The sequence below is a fragment of the Nocardioides luteus genome (assembly GCF_015752315.1).
Classification (GTDB): Bacteria; Actinomycetota; Actinomycetes; order Propionibacteriales; family Nocardioidaceae; genus Nocardioides.
Map to the genome: position 1 here is coordinate 1 of NZ_JADOVJ010000001.1, position 16,140 is coordinate 16,140.

17 protein-coding genes and 1 pseudogene are annotated in these 16,140 nt (G+C 70.4%); 9 read left to right on the forward strand and 9 right to left on the reverse strand.

The features are described 5' to 3' along the window. From HD557_RS00005 to HD557_RS00030, 6 genes and pseudogenes are all read left to right on the forward strand, one after another. Positions 1-220 (forward strand): annotated as a pseudogene (locus tag HD557_RS00005) (TadA family conjugal transfer-associated ATPase); the annotation flags it as partial. Continuing rightward, on the forward strand, positions 217-990 hold the full coding sequence (locus HD557_RS00010; RefSeq protein ID WP_196872368.1) for a type II secretion system F family protein: 774 nt from the start codon (positions 217-219) through the stop codon (positions 988-990). The pseudogene HD557_RS00005 and the gene HD557_RS00010, both read left to right, overlap by 4 nt. Then, on the forward strand, positions 987-1,712 hold the full coding sequence (locus tag HD557_RS00015) for a type II secretion system F family protein (protein ID WP_231380113.1): 726 nt from the start codon (positions 987-989) through the stop codon (positions 1,710-1,712). The genes HD557_RS00010 and HD557_RS00015 overlap by 4 nt, the downstream gene beginning before the upstream one ends. Positions 1,713-1,973: 261 nt before the next feature. Next, positions 1,974-2,150, forward strand: a complete 177-nt coding sequence (locus tag HD557_RS00020; protein WP_141801821.1) for a DUF4244 domain-containing protein — start codon at positions 1,974-1,976, stop codon at positions 2,148-2,150. A 3-nt stretch (positions 2,151-2,153) separates the two neighbouring features. Further along, positions 2,154-2,537, forward strand: coding sequence for a TadE family protein (locus HD557_RS00025; protein WP_196872369.1), 384 nt, complete (start codon positions 2,154-2,156; stop codon positions 2,535-2,537). Next, a complete protein-coding gene (locus tag HD557_RS00030) occupies positions 2,534-2,899 on the forward strand; it encodes an Rv3654c family TadE-like protein (protein WP_307785515.1) in 366 nt (121 codons plus the stop codon). The genes HD557_RS00025 and HD557_RS00030 overlap by 4 nt, the downstream gene beginning before the upstream one ends. Here HD557_RS00030 and HD557_RS00035 read toward each other — a convergent pair. Together HD557_RS00035 and HD557_RS00040 are read right to left on the reverse strand one after the other, a co-directional pair. Continuing rightward, a complete protein-coding gene (locus HD557_RS00035) occupies positions 2,896-3,198 on the reverse strand; it encodes a hypothetical protein (protein ID WP_196872370.1) in 303 nt (100 codons plus the stop codon). The genes HD557_RS00030 and HD557_RS00035 overlap by 4 nt on opposite strands. Positions 3,199-3,213: 15 nt before the next feature. Continuing rightward, positions 3,214-5,526, reverse strand: coding sequence for a DEAD/DEAH box helicase (locus HD557_RS00040; RefSeq protein WP_196872371.1), 2,313 nt, complete (start codon positions 5,524-5,526; stop codon positions 3,214-3,216). Between the two features lie 182 nt (positions 5,527-5,708). Here HD557_RS00040 and HD557_RS00045 point away from each other — a divergent pair, with 182 nt between their 5' ends. Next, on the forward strand, positions 5,709-6,044 hold the full coding sequence (locus HD557_RS00045) for an anti-sigma factor antagonist (protein WP_008355077.1): 336 nt from the start codon (positions 5,709-5,711) through the stop codon (positions 6,042-6,044). Positions 6,045-6,146: 102 nt separating this feature from the next. Then, the gene (locus tag HD557_RS00050; protein ID WP_196872372.1) at positions 6,147-7,625 is read left to right on the forward strand and encodes a DUF7059 domain-containing protein; all 1,479 of its coding nucleotides are present in this window, start codon (positions 6,147-6,149) and stop codon (positions 7,623-7,625) included. Here the strand turns inward: HD557_RS00050 and HD557_RS00055 are convergent. Then, positions 7,573-8,313 (reverse strand): hypothetical protein, encoded by a 741-nt coding sequence (locus tag HD557_RS00055; RefSeq protein WP_196872373.1) that lies wholly within the window; start codon positions 8,311-8,313, stop codon positions 7,573-7,575. The two genes, HD557_RS00050 and HD557_RS00055, sit on opposite strands and share 53 nt — an antisense overlap. 315 nt (positions 8,314-8,628) lie before the next feature. On the opposite strand from HD557_RS00055, the gene topA reads away from it, so the two are divergent. Further along, entirely contained in the window at positions 8,629-11,337 is a 2,709-nt protein-coding gene (gene topA, locus HD557_RS00060; protein WP_196872374.1) for a type I DNA topoisomerase, read from the forward strand. A gap of 62 nt (positions 11,338-11,399) precedes the next feature. Here topA and HD557_RS00065 read toward each other — a convergent pair whose 3' ends face one another. The 6 genes from HD557_RS00065 to HD557_RS00090 are packed head-to-tail and all read right to left on the reverse strand — an operon-like array spanning position 11,400 to position 16,042. After that, positions 11,400-12,425, reverse strand: a complete 1,026-nt coding sequence (locus HD557_RS00065) for an ion channel (RefSeq protein ID WP_196872375.1) — start codon at positions 12,423-12,425, stop codon at positions 11,400-11,402. Next, positions 12,425-13,996 (reverse strand): polyamine aminopropyltransferase, encoded by a 1,572-nt coding sequence (locus HD557_RS00070; RefSeq protein ID WP_196872376.1) that lies wholly within the window; start codon positions 13,994-13,996, stop codon positions 12,425-12,427. Before HD557_RS00070 ends, HD557_RS00065 begins: the two co-directional genes overlap by 1 nt. Continuing rightward, entirely contained in the window at positions 13,993-14,415 is a 423-nt protein-coding gene (locus HD557_RS00075) for a DUF350 domain-containing protein (protein WP_008355066.1), read from the reverse strand. Before HD557_RS00075 ends, HD557_RS00070 begins: the two co-directional genes overlap by 4 nt. A gap of 25 nt (positions 14,416-14,440) precedes the next feature. Beyond that, a complete protein-coding gene (locus tag HD557_RS00080) occupies positions 14,441-14,923 on the reverse strand; it encodes a DUF4247 domain-containing protein (protein ID WP_196872377.1) in 483 nt (160 codons plus the stop codon). After that, positions 14,916-15,428 (reverse strand): DUF2617 family protein, encoded by a 513-nt coding sequence (locus HD557_RS00085; protein WP_196872378.1) that lies wholly within the window; start codon positions 15,426-15,428, stop codon positions 14,916-14,918. The genes HD557_RS00080 and HD557_RS00085 overlap by 8 nt, the downstream gene beginning before the upstream one ends. Then, positions 15,425-16,042 (reverse strand): DUF4178 domain-containing protein, encoded by a 618-nt coding sequence (locus HD557_RS00090; RefSeq protein ID WP_008355061.1) that lies wholly within the window; start codon positions 16,040-16,042, stop codon positions 15,425-15,427. The genes HD557_RS00085 and HD557_RS00090 overlap by 4 nt, the downstream gene beginning before the upstream one ends. Positions 16,043-16,140: the final 98 nt, after the last annotated feature.

Here is a 16,140-nt window from a genome sequence, read left to right on the forward strand (position 1 = left end):
CAGGGAGGCGGCTCACAGCCAGTTCGCCTCCGGGGTGGATGTGGTGGTGCATCTGCGGCGGCGTGACGGCCGCCGGGTGCTGACCGAGATCGCCGTCCCGCTTCGCGGGGCGGACGGACTGGTCCGGATGGAGACCGCCTGCTCGGTGTCCGCCGACGGCGACGTCGTCGCCGGGCCGGCCTCAGGCCGGCTGGAGGCGCTGCTGGGAGCCGACCGATGAGCGGGATGGCCCTCGGGCTGGTCGCCTGCCTGGCAGGTGCCGCGGCAGCGCTGATGATCCGTCCACGGTCCGTGGTCGGATCGCGGACGCCTGGGTGGCGGGTGCCGCGGTGGTCGTTCCTCCTGGTCGCCCTCGTCCCCATCGTCTTCCCGGGCAAGGCGGTCGTCGCGGCTGTCTTGCTCGGGATCGCCACCTTCGGCGGCGTCGCCCTGTGGCGGCGCCGCTGCGAACGGATCGAGGCGGGACGTACGGCTGAGCGGGTGGTCGAGGCCTGCGAGCAGATGGCCGCCGAGCTGGCCGCCGGGCATCCGCCCGGACCGGCGCTGTCGCAGCTCGCGGCGGAGTGGCCGGTGATCGAGCCGGTCGCGGAGGCTCAGCGGATGGGCTCCGACGTCCCTGCCGCCTGGCGGGAGGCCGCCGAGGTGCCCGGGGCGGGTTCGCTCCGGGTCGTCGCCGCGGCCTGGCAGATCGCTCATCAGACCGGCAGCGGTCTGGCGGATGCGCTCGACCGGGTGGCGCTCGACCTGCGGGCGGCCGCCGCCACGCAGCGGGTGGTCGACGGCGAGCTCGGTTCGGCCCGCTCCACAGCCCGTCTGATCGCCGGGCTGCCGGTGGCCGCCCTGGCGATGGGCAGCGGAGTCGGCGGCGACCCGCTGGCATTCCTCTTCGGCTCGCCCGTGGGCCTGGCCTGCCTCGGTCTCGGCCTGCTCCTCGGCTGGCTGGGCCTGTGGTGGATCGAGGGCATCGCGCGTGGGGTCGAGGCGAGATGAGCACCTGGCTCGTGGCGATCGCGCTCGGGCTGGCGGCGGCGTTGCTGCCGGCGCCGACCTCGCCAATTCCCGCACGCGTCGCGGTGCTCGAGGACCGGGGCGAACCCGGCGATCCGGGCGGCTGGATGATGCGTTGGCGGCCGTTGCTGGTGCTCCTCGCCGCCGGCGCCGTCTACACCTTCGTCGGGGGCACCGTAGGCGCTGTGCTCGCGGCCCCGGCCGGCGTCGTCTGCTGGGTCGTCATCGGCCGGGTCGAACCCGCGGAGGTCCGGCGTGAGCGCGAGGCGGCCAAGGCCGACCTGCCGGCGCTGGTCCGCCTCCTCTCCGCCGCGCTGTCCTCCGGTGCGGCGCCCGCGGAGGCGCTGGTGGCGGTCGCGGCCGCACTGCCCGGACCGGCGGCAGCCCGGCTGCTGTCGGCGGCCTCCCGGCTCCACCTGGGAGCCGACCCGGAGAAGACCTGGCGCACCCTGGTCGACGATCCCGCGCTCGCGCCATTGGGCCGCGCGTTGGCTCGGGCCCAGGCGACCGGTGCCCCGGTCGCCACGACGGTCGAACGTCTTGCCGACGACCTCACCAGGAACGCACGCGCCGAGGTCGAGGACCGAGCCCGCTCGGTGGGCGTCAAGGCCGCCGTCCCCCTCGGCATCTGCCTCCTCCCCGCCTTCCTGCTGCTCGGCGTCGTCCCGGTCGTCGGCGGGCTTCTCTCCAACCTCGGCATCTGACCCACCGCCGAGGCGTCACCCGCGTCGGCCGAGGCGTCGCCTGCGTCGGTCGAGCTGGCACCCGAGTGCCGACTCGACCGACGTACGTGACGTCTCGGCGCTCCTGTTTTCCCTGATCAGCGGGCCGATTGTCATCCACAGGGAGGGTTCGGGAGCGGGTTGTCCACAGCCGACGACAAGGCGGTCGCGAATGTCGGCGGAGCGGGTCATTGTCGTCCGTGAACGGCCGTACGGACGGCCATCGATCAGAGGAGACCAACCATGGCCAAGGCACATCTTCGTAAGAACGAGAAGGGGATCACGACGGCTGAGTACGCCGTGGGCACGGCGGCCGGCGCGGGGCTCGCCGGCCTGCTCTACAAGCTGCTCACCGGTGGCTTCGGCAACGACCTGCTCAACAGGCTGTTCCAGCACGTGCTCAGCCTCCTGGGGATCTGAGCCATGGTCCGTGGGCAGCGAGGCGAGCGGGGTGAGCGGGGTGCCGCCACCGCAGAGCTGGTCATGGTCATCCCGCTATTGGTGGCCGTGACCATCGGCCTGGTGTGGCTGCTGTCGGTGGGAGCGGCGCAGATCCAGGTGGTCGACGCGGCCCGGGAGACCGCGCGTGCCGTCGCCCGAGGTGATGACAGCGGCTCTGCCGCCGCCCGCGGACGTCGGGTCGGACCTGCGGGCACCCAGGTGAGCGTGAGCGCCGGCGCGGAGGAGGTCGTCGCCTCGGCGCAGGCCCGGGTCACCGGGCCCGGCGGGATCTTCGGCTGGATGCCGGGCGTGACGGTGCGCGGCGAGGCGGTTGCCGCGACCGAGGCGACACGGGGGGAGCAGTGAGCGCGATTCGAGCCGGGCAGGACGAGCGTGGATCGGCGGCACCTTTCGCGGTCGGCGCGATCGGGCTGCTGCTGTTCCTCGGTGCGGCGCTGGGTGTGGTGGGCGCGGTCTTCGTGGCCCACCGCACCGCGCAGTCCGCGGCCGACCTGGCAGCGCTGGCGGGCGCCAACGCGCTCCAGATCTCCGAGGATGCATGCGCGGCAGCGACGACGATCACCGAGCGCAACGGGGCCAGGTTGGAGTCGTGTGAGGTCGCCGGAGAGGACGTCACGGTCACGGTGCGGGTCGAGGGGCCGCGCTGGCTCGGTCAGCCGGGGGATCCGGTCGCCAAGGCGAGGGCCGGCCCGACAGGGCCGGACTAGTTGGTGGCGTCGTCCTTCGACTCGGGCGCGGCGTCCTGCAGCGACTGGGCCAGCTTCCGCAGATGGCGCTTCTCCTTCATGTTCTTGGCCTGGAGCTTGCCGCCCCACTTGGTGAGCCAGAGACCGAGGAGGAGAAGCACACCGGCGACGAGGCCGATCACGAAGATCGTGGTCGCGCCGACCGGAAGACCGAGCAGAGTGGCGGTCGGGTCATCGAGGTCACCGTTGCCGGTGGTGAAGAGTCCGAGAACGACGAGTGCTGCGGCAACGACGATCAGCACGAGTCCCAAGATCAGCATTTCCCCAGGGTATGCCTATTTCTGCAGCAGGAGACGCAACAACACGATCGCGCCATGCTTGTCGAGGGGGTTGTTCTGGTTGCCGCACTTGGGCGACTGGACACAGGAAGGACAACCGTCGTCGCACTCGCACGCCTCGATGGTCTCCAGGGTGGCGCCCAGCCACTCCCGGGCGGCGCGGAAACCGCGCTCGGAGAACCCGGCGCCGCCAGGGTGACCGTCGTAGACGAAGACGGTGAGCATCCCGGTGTCCGGGTGGGACGCGGTGCTCACGCCACCGATGTCCCAGCGGTCGCAGGTCGCGATCAACGGGAGCAGGCCGATCGAGCAGTGCTCGGCGGCGTGGGCGGCGCCCGGGATGTCCGCCTTCTCCAGGCCAACCGCCTCGAGAGCCGAGGCGGGGACGGTCCACCAGACGGCGGAGGTGCGCAGCGTACGTTCGGGGAGGTCGAGGAGCTCCTCTCCGAGCACCTCGCCGCTCGGCTGCCGCCGGCGCAGGAAGGAGACGACCTGGTGGGTGACGTCGACGTCGCCGTACGCCAGCCGGCACTCTCCCCAGGCGACCTGCTCCCGCTCGGCGACGATCGAGATCTCGGTGATCTCCCGGGCGGACGTGGAGTAGCCGGGGTCGTCGCGGGAGATCACCGCGACGTTCTCCTCCAGGTCGAGCTCGTGCACCAGATAGGTCTCGCCGCGGTGGACGTAGACCGCGCCGGCATGTGCGCTCGCGTGCGAGCTCGCGGCGTCGACCGTGCCGACGACCCGGCCGGTCTCGGCCTCGATCAGCTGCACCTGGGACCCGCCCGAGGAGCGGATGTCGGCGAGATCGGCGGCACGCCGACGGTCGGTCCAGTACCAGCCACGAGGCCGCTTGCGCAGCAGCCCCGAGGCGACCAGGGTGTCCACGATCTCCCGCGCGCCCGGGCCGAAGAGCGGTAGATCCGGCTCGGTGAGCGGAAGCTCCTGGGCGGCGGCACAGAGGTGGGGGCCGACGACGTACGGGTTGGCCGGGTCGAAGACGGTGGCCTCGACCGGCTGTCCGAGAAGCGCATCCGGATGGGTCACCAGGTACGTGTCCAGCGGGTCGTCGCGGGCGACGAGGATGCCGAGGGCGTCGCCCGCACCGCGTCCGGCGCGGCCGATCTGCTGCCAGAAGGCGGAGCGCCTGCCGGGATACCCCGCCAGTACGACCGCGTCCAGTCCGCTGATGTCGATGCCGAGCTCGAGGGCGTTCGTCGCCGCCAGCCCCAGCAGCTCGCCCGACCGCAGTGACGCCTCGATCGCCCGGCGCTCCTCGGGCAGATATCCACCGCGGTAGGACGTCACCCGTCCCGGCAGCGACGGATCGACCTCGGCCAGCTCGGTCGCCGCGGTCATCGCCACCTGCTCGGCGCCGACCCGGGAACGTACGAAAGCCAGGGTGCGTACGTCCGAGGAGACCAGGTCGGCGAGGAGGTCGGCGGTCTCCGCCGAGGCCGCGCGGCGCACGGGCGCGCCGTTCTCGCCGGCATGCGTCGTCAGCGGGGGCTGCCACAGCGCGATCGAGAGCTCGCCGCGCGGTGAGGCGTCGGCGGTCACCGGAAGCACCGGGAGGCCGATCAGCCGTTCGCCGGCGGTCGCCGGCTCGGCGACCGTTGCCGAGGCCAGGATGAACGTGGGCGAGGAGCCGTAGAGCTCACAGATGCGGCGCAGCCGGCGCAGTACGTGCGAGACGTGCGCCCCGAAGACACCGCGGTAGTGATGGCACTCGTCGATGACGACGTAGCGCAGCGACCGGAAGAAGGCCGTCCACCGCTGGTGTCCGGGAAGCAGCGACCGGTGCAGCATGTCGGGGTTGGTCAGGATGTACTCGCCGTAGTCGCGGGCCCAGTCGCGCTGCTCCCGGGTGCTGTCGCCGTCGTGCGTCACCGCACGGACGTCGACGCCCAGCTCGCGCAACCCGGTGAGCTGGTCCTGGGCGAGTGCCTTCGTGGGCGCGAGGTAGAGGACGCCGGCGCCGCGCTCACCACGTGGACCGCGTCCGTCTCGGATCGCGGTCAGCGCGGGCAGCTGGTAGGCCAGCGACTTCCCGGAGGCCGTGCCGGTCGAGACGATCACGTGGCTGCCCTCGTGGGCGGCCTCGGCGGCCACCGCCTGGTGCTGCCACGGTCGCCGGACCCCGCGGGCGACGAACGCCTCGACCACATCTGGCGACGCCCACGTCGGCCAGTCGGCGAAGACGGCCTCGCGGGGCGGTACCTGCTCCAGGTGAGCGAGGCGGTCCTCGCGGCCCGGGACGTCAGCGAGTCGGCGTACGAGATCACCGGTCGCTGTCGTCAACACCTTCATATTCTCCCAGAATCCTGGTGGTCGTCACGCTTGCGGCCCCGCATCCGGCGCACGACGTTGCGAGTTTCTTGCGCGCATCCTGGTGAGCCGTGGTTACATTACGATCGACTCCGGGTATCGGACGCGAGGATGCTCGATACCGGAGTCAGTTGTCTCACGTTCCTTGGCAGGAGAACTTCGAAGTGGATCTGACGCTTGCGACTCGCGAGCTCGACTCGGCCACCGTCGTGGCCGTGGGCGGCGAGATCGACGTCTATACCGCGCCGAAGCTGAGGGACAAGATCACCGAGCTGGTCGCTCGGGGTCACTACGACATCGTCATCGACCTCGAGGCCGTGGAGTTCCTCGACTCGACCGGCCTCGGCGTCCTGGTCGGCGGCCTGAAGAAGGTCCGCCAGCACGACGGCATGCTGCGCCTGGTCTGTACGCAGGAGCGGCTGCTCAAGATCTTCCGGATCACCGGCCTCGCCAAGGTCTTCGACATCCACGCCAGCGCCGAGGGCGCGGCAGCAGGCTGACCCGGCGCCACAGACGACTGAGCGAGGTCGAGCGGCGAGCTTGCTCGTCCGCTCGCGCCGAGCGAGGGAGTGAGCGCGCGAAGCGCGCACTAGGCTCCAGGTGTGAGTGACCTCCCGCACCGGCTCCGTGACGCCCTTCAGCAGGCTGACTTCTCCTACGACTCCGTCGCCGAGCTGCTCGGCCCGATCGCCCACTCCGCGCTCAGCCGCAACGAGACCCTTCCAGGCCGGCGGCGCACTCACGGCGGCTCTCCGCTGGAGACCCTCGTCCGGCTCTTCCTGCTGCAGACGACCGTCTCCCTCGACCACGCCGAGGCGGCCCTTCCCGGGCTCGTCGACCGGCTCGCCGTCGAGGGCATCCTGGAGCAGTCGGTCGGCGAGGTCGCGGCCCGCCTGGACGTGCGCCCGTACGCCACCGATGACACCACCCTGTGGGTCGTCTCCGACCTCACGCCGGGCCTCGATGGCCGCCCGCAGCGCGTCGGCCCCGAGCACGTGCTCGGGATCAGCCCCGCCTCCACCTCCCTCGCCCAGCTGACCATCCGTGACGAGGTCGGCACCGCCCTCGACCTCGGCACCGGCTGTGGCGTACAGGCTCTCCATCTCGCCACCCACAGCGACCGGGTGGTCGCGACCGACGTCAACCAGCGAGCCCTGTGGATCACCGCGTTCAACGCCGCGCTCAACGACGTGGCGGATCGGATCGACGTACGCGACGGGTCGTTCTTCGAGCCCGTCGCCGGCGAGCGGTTCGACCTGATCGCCACCAACCCGCCGTTCGTGATCAGCCCGGCGACCGGCGAGCGCCTCGTCTACCGCGACTCCGGCCTCCCCGGTGACCGGGTGGTCGAGGACATCGTCAGGGCCGCTCCCGGCATGCTCACCGAGGGTGGCTGGTGTCAGATCCTGGGCAACTGGATCATCTCCGAGGAGCAGCCCTGGGACGACCGCCTCGAGGGCTGGCTCGGTGACGAGGTCGACGCGTTCGTGGTGCAGCGTGAGGTGCTCGACCCCGCGGCGTACGTCGAGCTGTGGCTCAAGGACTCCGGCCACCACGGCGCCGAGGACTACCTGACCCGCTACGACACCTGGCTGTCCTGGTTCGAGGAGCAGAAGATCGAGGGCGTCGGGTTCGGCTGGATCAACCTCCACCGCACCGACAGCGCCGACCCGAAGCGCGAGCTGCTCGAGTGGCCCTACGACGTCGAGCAGCCGATCGCGCCGGCGCTCAAGGCATGGGGCGACGCCGCCCGCGTCGAGGTCACCGAGGACTCCACGCTGGTGCTCGCCGAGGACGTCCAGCAGGAGACTGTCGGCCAGCCCGGCGCCGAGGACCCGAGCACCGTCATCCTCCGCCAGCAGCGCGGCCTGCGCCGCGCCCGCCAGGCCGACACGATCGAGGCGGCCTTCGCGGGCGCCTGCGACGGCGACCTGGCCGTCGGCCAGATCCTCGACGCGCTCGCGCAGATCCTCGACCGCGACCCCGCGGTCGTGCGCAGCAGCTATCTGCCGATCGCCCAGGAGCTGGTCAGCGAGGGGTTCCTCCGTCCCGCGCCAGGCACGCCTGGTCCCGCAGCCTGATCAGGCGGCGGCGCACGCTCGAGACGAGCAGATCGGGATAGCCCAGGGGCTCGAGATCGGGCAGGTCGCGCATGCCCCAGGGCCGCTGCGTCCGCCACGGCCAGAAGCCACGGAGCGCGGCCGCCAGCTGCTTGCCGTAGGCCGTCGGCATCCTCGTCAGGCCCAGCCGCTCCTTGAGCGCGGTCGCGGTGACCAGGCCGTTCGGTCCGGCGAGCCCGTTGGCGCCCAGGATGGTCCACACGATCCCGGCGGCCACCTGGGCCGGCTGCGTGGGCCGGTCGACGACCAGCGGGTCGATCTCCCACAGCCGCAGCAGCGCCCGCCGCAACGCGAAGCCCACCTCCTCGACCGGGAAGCCGGCCGCGACCTCGTCGAGCAGCCCGGCCACCGCCTCCAACTGTGTGCGCCCCGCAGCATCCTCCACGACCGGCAGGTCCAGCCCGTCCTCGACCAGCGGGGCGGCATCCAGCGCGGCGACCGCCTCGTGGCCACCGCAGAGCGCGGCCAGCCAGTCCAGCGCCACCTCGTGCTCGGGACGCGGTGGCGTGACCGGCCGGGTCAGCTCCGCCTCCAGTCGCTCCAGGATCATGTTGGTCCTGGTGAGCAGCTGGGCGCACTCGGAGCACACCAGGTGCTCCGGGGGCGTGGCCATACCCTCGATGTAGTCGATGTATTCGGTGTCGATCATCAGCAGAGACCTCTCGGTTGGATGGGTCTCGCCGTCCTCGAAAGACACCCTACGGACGACCACCGACAGAATCGGCGGGGCGACTTCCGGTGGTCGTCGCGGTGACCACGATGAGACACGGATTTCACGCTCCCACTCCCCAGCGTGCTAGGTATTGTCATCGCGGCGCCCAAGGCAACACGCCATGTTGTCCGAGAGCTCAGCGCCGCATGAACCGCGGTGACTGGACCCATGCCGGCTGGAGACACGCGCTAACGTGTCTCGCCAGAGCTTGTCAGTGGTGCCAGGCTCTGCTGCAGTGAGATAAGGACGTCAGTGGCACACAAGTTGGTGATCGTCGAGTCCCCGGCGAAGGCTCAGAAGATCGGCGGATACCTCGGACAGGGGTATGTCGTCGAGGCATCCGTCGGGCACATCCGCGACCTTCCGCAGAGCGCGGCAGACACCCCCGCCAAGATCAAGGACAAGCCGTGGGGGCGCTTCGGCGTCGATGTCGACAACGGCTTCACCCCTTACTACGTCGTGCCCAGCGACAAGAAGAAGCAGATCGCCAAGCTCAAGTCGCTCCTCAAGGACGCCGACGAGCTCTACCTCGCCACCGATGAGGACCGCGAGGGCGAGGCGATCGCCTGGCACCTCCTCGACGAGCTGAAGCCGAAGAAGGACATCCCGGTCAAGCGGATGGTCTTCCACGAGATCACCAAGCCCGCGATCCTCGCCGCCGCCGAGAACCCCCGCGAGCTCGACATGGACCTCGTCGAGGCCCAGGAGTCCCGCCGCATCCTGGACCGTCTCTACGGCTACGAGATCTCCCCGGTGCTCTGGAAGAAGGTCATGCCCCGGCTGAGCGCCGGGCGGGTCCAGTCCGTCGCCACCAGGCTCGTCGTCGACCGCGAGCGCGAGCGGATCGCCTTCCGCACCGCCTCCTACTGGGACCTGGCCGGCACCTTCGACGCCGGCTCCGACCACGACCCGCGGATGTTCCCGGCCAAGATCACCTCGATCGACGGCAACCGCGTCGCCCGCGGCACCGACTTCGGTCCCGACGGCCTGCTCAAGAGCGACAAGGTCGTCCACCTCGACCGCAGCCGCGCCGAGGCTCTCGTGGCCGCTCTCGACAACCAGACCTACGAGGTCCGCAGCGTCGAGTCCAAGCCCTACAAGCGCAGCCCCTACGCCCCCTTCCGCACCACCACGATGCAGCAGGAGGCCAGCCGCAAGCTCGGGATGAGCGCGTCGACCACGATGTCGGTCGCGCAGCGTCTCTACGAGAACGGCTTCATCACCTACATGCGTACCGACTCCACCACCCTGAGCGGCGACGCCATCAGCGCCGCCCGAGCTCAGGTGAGGGAGCTCTACGGCGCCGAATACCTGCCCGATGCTCCGCGGACGTACGCCTCCAAGGTCAAGAACGCGCAGGAGGCCCACGAGGCGATCCGGCCCGCCGGAGACTCCTTCCGGACGCCGGCGCAGACCGGGCTGACCGGCGACCAGTTCCGCCTCTACGAGCTGATCTGGATGCGCACCGTCGCCTCCCAGATGAAGGACGCGGTCGGCAACTCGGTCGCGATCCGCCTCGGCGCGACGGCGACCACCGGCGAGGACGTGGTCTTCTCCGCCACCGGTCGCGTGATCACCTTCCACGGCTTCCTGAAGGCGTACGTCGAGGGCACCGACTCCGCCGACCAGACCTCCGACGACCAGCAGACCCGGCTTCCGAACCTCGCCGAGGGCGAGACGGTCAACGCGGCCAGCATCACCGCCGACGGTCACGAGACCAAGCCCCCGGCCCGCTACACCGAGGCGACCCTCGTCCGTGAGCTCGAGGAGCGCGAGATCGGCCGCCCGTCGACCTACGCGAGCATCATCCAGACGATCATCAACCGCGGGTACGTCTTCAAGAAGGGCACCGCGCTGGTGCCGGCCTGGGTGGCGTTCTCCGTGGTCAGGCTGCTCGAGGAGCACTTCCCCCGGCAGATCGACTACCGGTTCACGGCGAGCATGGAGGAGATCCTCGACGAGATCGCCAAGGGCGCCAAGGACATGACCACCGAGCTCGGGGAGTTCTACTTCGGCTCCGAGCGGGTCAAGGGCCTCAAGCCGCTGGTCGACGGTCTCGGCGACATCGACGCCCGCGAGCTGGCGACCTTCCCGGTCGGCGGCCCGGAGTCCGGCGTCAACCTCCGGGTCGGTCGCTACGGTCCCTACATCGAGGGCCCCGGCGACGACGGCACCCCGTTCGCGGTCCGTGCCAATGTCCCCGACGACCTGCCTCCCGACGAGCTCACCCTGGAGAAGGCCAAGGAGCTCTTCGCCAACCCGGCCGGCGAGGAGCTGAACCTCGGCGTCCACCCCGACACCGGGCTCACCGTCGTCGCGAAGAGCGGCCGGTTCGGTCCGTACGTCACCGAGCAGCTCCCCGAGGACGCCAAGAAGGGCGCCAAGCCCCGCACTGCCAGCCTCTTCAAGAGCATGAACCTGCAGACCATCACGCTCGAGGACGCGGTCAAGCTGCTGACCCTGCCCCGGGTCGTCGGCACCGCCGCCGACGGCGAGGAGATCACCGCCCAGAACGGCCGCTACGGGCCGTACCTGAAGAAGGGCACCGACTCCCGCACCCTGAGCTCCGAGGACCAGCTGCTCACCATCACCCTCGAAGAGGCCGAGCAGATCTACGCCCAGCCGAAGCAGCGGGGCCGCGCCGCCGCCAAGCCGCCCCTCAAGGAACTCGGCCCCGACCCGGTCTCCGGGCAGCCGATGATCGTCAAGGACGGCCGCTTCGGTCCCTACGTCACCGACGGTGAGTACAACGCCACCCTCCGCGCCGCCGACGACCTGGAGACCCTGACGGCCGAGCGCGCCGCCGAGCTCCTCGCCGAGAAGCGCGCCAAGGGCCCGGCGAAGAAGACGACCAAGCGGACGACGAAGAAGACCGCCAAGAAGTCCACGGCGAAGAAGTCGACCACGAAGAAGTCCACGGCCAAGAAGACGACCAAGAAGGCTGCGACGAAGAAGTCGTGATCAGGTCGATCTGAGCGTGGTGCGAAGCGAACGCCTGACTTCTCAGGCGTTTCCTACGCCCGTCAGCCGAGCGCCCCGGCGACCTCGTCGTAGTCCAGCCGGTCCGAGGCGATGTAGAAGAGCCGGGCGCCGGGGGAGACGGGCAGATCCCACGACGGGCTGACCTGGATGCCGTCGACGGTGCGGACGGCCAGGAGAGTGGCACCGTGGCCGCGCCCGAGGGCTCCTTGCCATGCCTCGACGGTCGCCGTGGCACCCCCGGAGGGGACCGTGAGCGAGTAGGTGCCCTTGCCGCCGGCGGTGGCGAGCTCCTGGTAGACCTCCGCGATCCCGGGGTCGCTGAGCTCCTCGGCGATCAGCTGGGTGTTGTGCCACTGGATGCAGTGGACGGTGGTGTCGATGCGGAAGATGGTGCGCTGCACGCGCAGGTCGCGCAGGGCGACGATGGTGTGCACCGAAGGAGCCGACGTGTGGGCGGCGACGGTGAGCGTGACCGCCTCGTTGTCGTCCCGCGCGTCGATCAGCACGCTGTGCGCACCGGCCAGCCCGGTCCGGCCCAGCACGGAGAGGTCGGTGAGGTCGCCGCGTACGAAATGGAGCCGCTCCTCCCCGGCCAGCGGGTGCTCGGAGAGCTGGTCCTCCCAGGTCGCGAGCACGACCTCCCGTTCGGGCTCGGAGAGCAGCTCGGTGAGAAGCCGCTCGGTACGGCCGGCGGTGTAGCCGAGCAGCACGATGTGGCTTCGTCCGCTGAAAGAGATCTCTCCACGCATGCGGCGTCCTTTGGCGTTCTCGATGATTGCCGAGATCCGGCTGAACAAGATGGCGAGGGTGGTGATGGAGCCGAAGACGACGTACGCCCCGACGAGCCGGCCGCCGGTCGTCTCGGGGAAGAAGTCGCCGTAGCCGACGGTGGTCGCGGTGACCAGGAACCACCACCAGTAGTTGGCGGGGTGCACGATGTCGCTGCCGGGCTGGGCCACGGCCATCGCGATCCAGCCGGTGACGAATACGAAGCAGATGATCGCGAGCGGGAGCACCCAGGCGGAGTGTCGCGAGGTGCGCCGGACGAGTCGGATCAGGAAGTACATCAGTAGCCCACCCAGCCGTGCCGGGCGTAGTCCAGGATCGCCGGATCCAGCAGCGTGGTGACCGAGGTCGGCCGCTCGGCGCGGTCCGGCGGGAACGAGGAGGCCGCCGCGAGCACGGCGTCACTGGCGTAGCGGAGCCCGCCCGGTGCCTCGTCGTCGAGGGCGAGCTCGGGGGCTGTGCCACCGCGGGAGGCGAGGACGTAGCCCCAGTTGCCGAAGGAGGGTACGTCCGCCTGGTAGGGCGTGGTCCGGTAGCCGGCCTCGGCGAGGGTGTGCCGTACGGACCAGAACGCGTCCGGCGCGAAGAACGGGCTGCCCGACTGCACGACCAGCCGCGCTGCCGGAGCCATCAACCGGGAGATCATGCTGTAGTTCTCGACCGAGTAGAGCTTGGCCAGCGCGGTCGAGTCGGGGTCGGGAAAGTCGGCGATGACCACGTCGAACGGCGCCCCCGAGTAGTCACGGACCCAGGAGAACGCGTCGTCGGCGACGTACGTCAGCCGGGGGTCCTCCAGGGAGCCCGAGGTCAGCGACGAGACCGGGTCGTAGGAGCGCGCCAGCGACACCACCGCCGGGTCGAGGTCGACCAGGGTCACCGACGACACCGACCGGTAGCGCAGCACCTCGCGCGCCGCGAGCCCGTCCCCGCCGCCGAGGATCAGCACCCGCTGGTGGGTCCCGTTCATCGCCGGATGGACGAGCATCTCGTGGTACCGGTATTCGTCCAGGGACGAGAACTGCAGGTCACCGTCGAGAAAGAGGCGTACGTCGTCGAACTCCGGCCCGAACGGAGCGCCGCGGGTCACCACGATCTCCTGGTAGTCGGAGCGCTCGGCGTGGATGATCGGGTCGCGGTAGAGCGCCTGCCGGGCGTTGAGCTCGAAGGCGTCGGCCGTCACCGCGGTCGCACCGAGCGCGACGGCCAGAGCGCCGCAGACCGCCGTGACGAGCCCCCGGCGCCGCCGGGTCCCCGCCAGCGCGACCCCGACCGTCCAGGCCGCGAGCACGTTCAGGGCAGCGGTGGCCACGGTGCCTACCAGCAGCCCCAGCGTCGGCAGCAGCACGAACGGGAACGCCAGCCCGCCGATCAGCGCCCCCACGTAGTCGACGGCGTTGATGTCGGCGACCGCGAGCGAGGCCTGCTGGCGCCGCAGCCGCTGGAGAAGCTCCATCAGCAGCGGGATCTCGGCGCCGACCAGGGCGCCGATCAGGAACGTCACCAGCAGCATCATCGGGGTGTAGAGGTGCAGCCACGCGAACGAGGCGTACAGGGCCGGCACCGAGGCGCCGCCGACCGCGGCGAGCGCGATCTCCACGCCCACGAACGCCCGCAGCGGCCGCGCGGTGAGCGGCTTGGCGAGCACGGCGCCGACGCCCATCGCGAACATCGACACCGCGATCACCAGCGACGTCTGCGCGATCGAGTTGCCGAGCAGATAGCTCCCCAGCGTCACCAGCGCGAGCTCGTAGACCAGCCCGCACGCCGCGCAGACGAACACCGCCGCGAGGACGAGCAGCCGGGCCGCCCGTCCCGCCGGCAGCGCAGGCAACGAAGGGAGGGACAGGCTCACGTGATCGAGGCCGCCACGATCACGCCGACGGAGAGCTGCACCGCGACCGCGACCCAGATCGCCGGGTCGTCCTTGTCGTCGGTCATCAGCTCACCGAGCCGACCCGGGGTGAGCAGGTCGAGGATCACGAACGCGACCGCGAGCAGGGCGATCCCGATGAGCCCGTACGCAGCGGTCTCGGCGAGCCCTTGGAACGTGTCCGCCTCCGCGGTGTAGATCGAGGTGGCCACGATCGTGGCGATCGCCAGGACCGAGGAGCCGAGCAGCAGCGCGGGGTCGCGGCGGTGCTCCACGAAGATCAGCTGGCCCAGCTTGCCGGGCGTGAGCAGGTCGATCACGTAGAAGCCGATCACCAGCAGGACCAGCCCGAGGGCGGCGAAGGCGACGGTGGACAGCAGTCCGCTCATGAGGTCAGTCATCGGTTCATCTCCAGGTCTGAGGTGGTCACTTGCCGAATCCGCTGCCGCCGCCGCGGAAGGAATCACCGCTGCTGCCGCCGCTGCTGTTGCGGCCGTAGTAGCTGTTCCAGCCCCACAGGCCGATCACGGTGCTGTGGTGCCGGTAGCCGCGGTCGTACTCGTAGAGGGTGATCGTCGATCCCGAGGGCGTACGCGGCTCCACGACCACCAGCCAGTCGTCGTCGTAGCGCAGGTAGTGGTTGAAGCCCTCGGCCCGGTTCTCGTCGGCGTCGGTGCCGCTCGCGATCTGGTTGGCGACCGAGGACACCGAGCCGTCGTCCTCGAAGACGATCCCGGCATCGCTGTCGGGGTCGGAGCCGCTGACGTGGTCGAAGTTCTTGCGCAGGTACTTCTCGGGGTTGTTCCCGTCGCCCGCCACGACGATGGCGATGATGATGGCGATCACGACGCACACCGCGACGATCGCCCAGCCGATCAGCTTGCGGTTCGATCCGTTCGATTCAGACACGTGCGACCTCCTCGGGCCGGTAGCTGGTGACGGTGGCGACGATCTCGCCGGTCTGCGGGTAGGTGTGCCAGGTGCTCCAGGAGATCTGCTGCTCGCCGAGCTCGTCGATCGCCAGCGCGGTCACCGCGTGCGGGTCGCCCGGGAAGTGCGCGACAACGGCGTCGGTACGTCCCTCCAACCGCTCCACGAGCTCCGACGCCCGCTCGGCGAGCTCCTCGGGCTCCAGCTTGGCGACGTAGGAACCGAGGCTGTAGCCACCCTCCGCGTGAGCCGCGGGAAGAAAGGTGGCCTCGGCGATCCCGCACGCGACCGTCTCGTGCAGGAGCGGGCGGTCGTGGCGGCGTACGACGACCTGGTGGCTGGCGCCCAGGACGCTCAGCGTGACGGTCAGGCCGCCCCCGAGCTGCACCGAGCAGGAAGCCAGGGGAGTGCAGGCGACCGGTGCGAGGGTCCAGCGCAGGGTGTCTCCGCGTACGTCCGCGAACGGGACGTCGAGGAGGGTCACTCGTCGTCCAGGGTCGCGGGCCGGTCGGTGGAGGGGTAGACCGTCAGCTCGAACGGCTGCAGAACCTCGCCGAGGGAGGGCTCCCAGTTGCTGCCCCACTTCTCGAAGCCGAGCAGCTTGCCGTCGACCGACTTGTAGTCGGCGTACTCGGCCGTGCCCGACGGCGCCGTGCCGGTCGCGCCGGTGGCGGTGAAGGCGGCCGAGCCCTTCTCCTGCAGCCGGTAGGCGACGCCGCCGACGATGACGTCGCGGTCACCGACGGTGCCCTGCTCGATGTCACCGAGCGGGATCGCGTGCCACAGCGAGACCTCGAAGCTCTCGTCGTCCTCGATCGAGAGCCACTTCTTGCCCTCGGCGTCGTCGATCATGTGCTCGGTCCAGCGGTAGCCGTCCTCGTCGAAGTCGATGCGCCCGCGGACGAACCAGTTGTGGCCCAGGTACTCGACGACGTCGCCGTTGCGCAGCTGGCGCAGCTGGTCGGAGGCGTGCTTGTGCTGGTCGCCGATGAAGTCGTCGGGCTCCCGCTGCGCCGTCGGCTGCTGCCTGCTCCTCCAGAGCAGATAGGCCGCGACCGCGAGCGCGGCCAGCAGCAGGACGATCAGGACGTAGATCACCAAAACTCCTTGAGGTCAGCGTGAGGACGACCCGAACCTTAACCTGGCTCAGGGGCCTTCGACAGCCTCAATCGCCGCACCTGCGGGCGGCGTACCTC

Bases quoted from the DNA above. Each gene is read 5' to 3' on its own strand.
- HD557_RS00075 (WP_008355066.1), bottom strand. From the start codon at position 14,415: ATGACTGACCTCATGAGCGGACTGCTGTCCACCGTCGCCTTCGCCGCC.
- HD557_RS00025 (WP_196872369.1), top strand. From the start codon at position 2,154: ATGGTCCGTGGGCAGCGAGGCGAGCGGGGTGAGCGGGGTGCCGCCACC.
- HD557_RS00035 (WP_196872370.1), bottom strand. From the start codon at position 3,198: ATGCTGATCTTGGGACTCGTGCTGATCGTCGTTGCCGCAGCACTCGTC.
- HD557_RS00055 (WP_196872373.1), bottom strand. From the start codon at position 8,313: ATGATCGACACCGAATACATCGACTACATCGAGGGTATGGCCACGCCC.
- HD557_RS00010 (WP_196872368.1), top strand. From the start codon at position 217: ATGAGCGGGATGGCCCTCGGGCTGGTCGCCTGCCTGGCAGGTGCCGCG.
- HD557_RS00040 (WP_196872371.1), bottom strand. From the start codon at position 5,526: ATGAAGGTGTTGACGACAGCGACCGGTGATCTCGTACGCCGACTCGCT.
- HD557_RS00065 (WP_196872375.1), bottom strand. From the start codon at position 12,425: ATGTACTTCCTGATCCGACTCGTCCGGCGCACCTCGCGACACTCCGCC.
- HD557_RS00015 (WP_231380113.1), top strand. From the start codon at position 987: ATGAGCACCTGGCTCGTGGCGATCGCGCTCGGGCTGGCGGCGGCGTTG.
- HD557_RS00020 (WP_141801821.1), top strand. From the start codon at position 1,974: ATGGCCAAGGCACATCTTCGTAAGAACGAGAAGGGGATCACGACGGCT.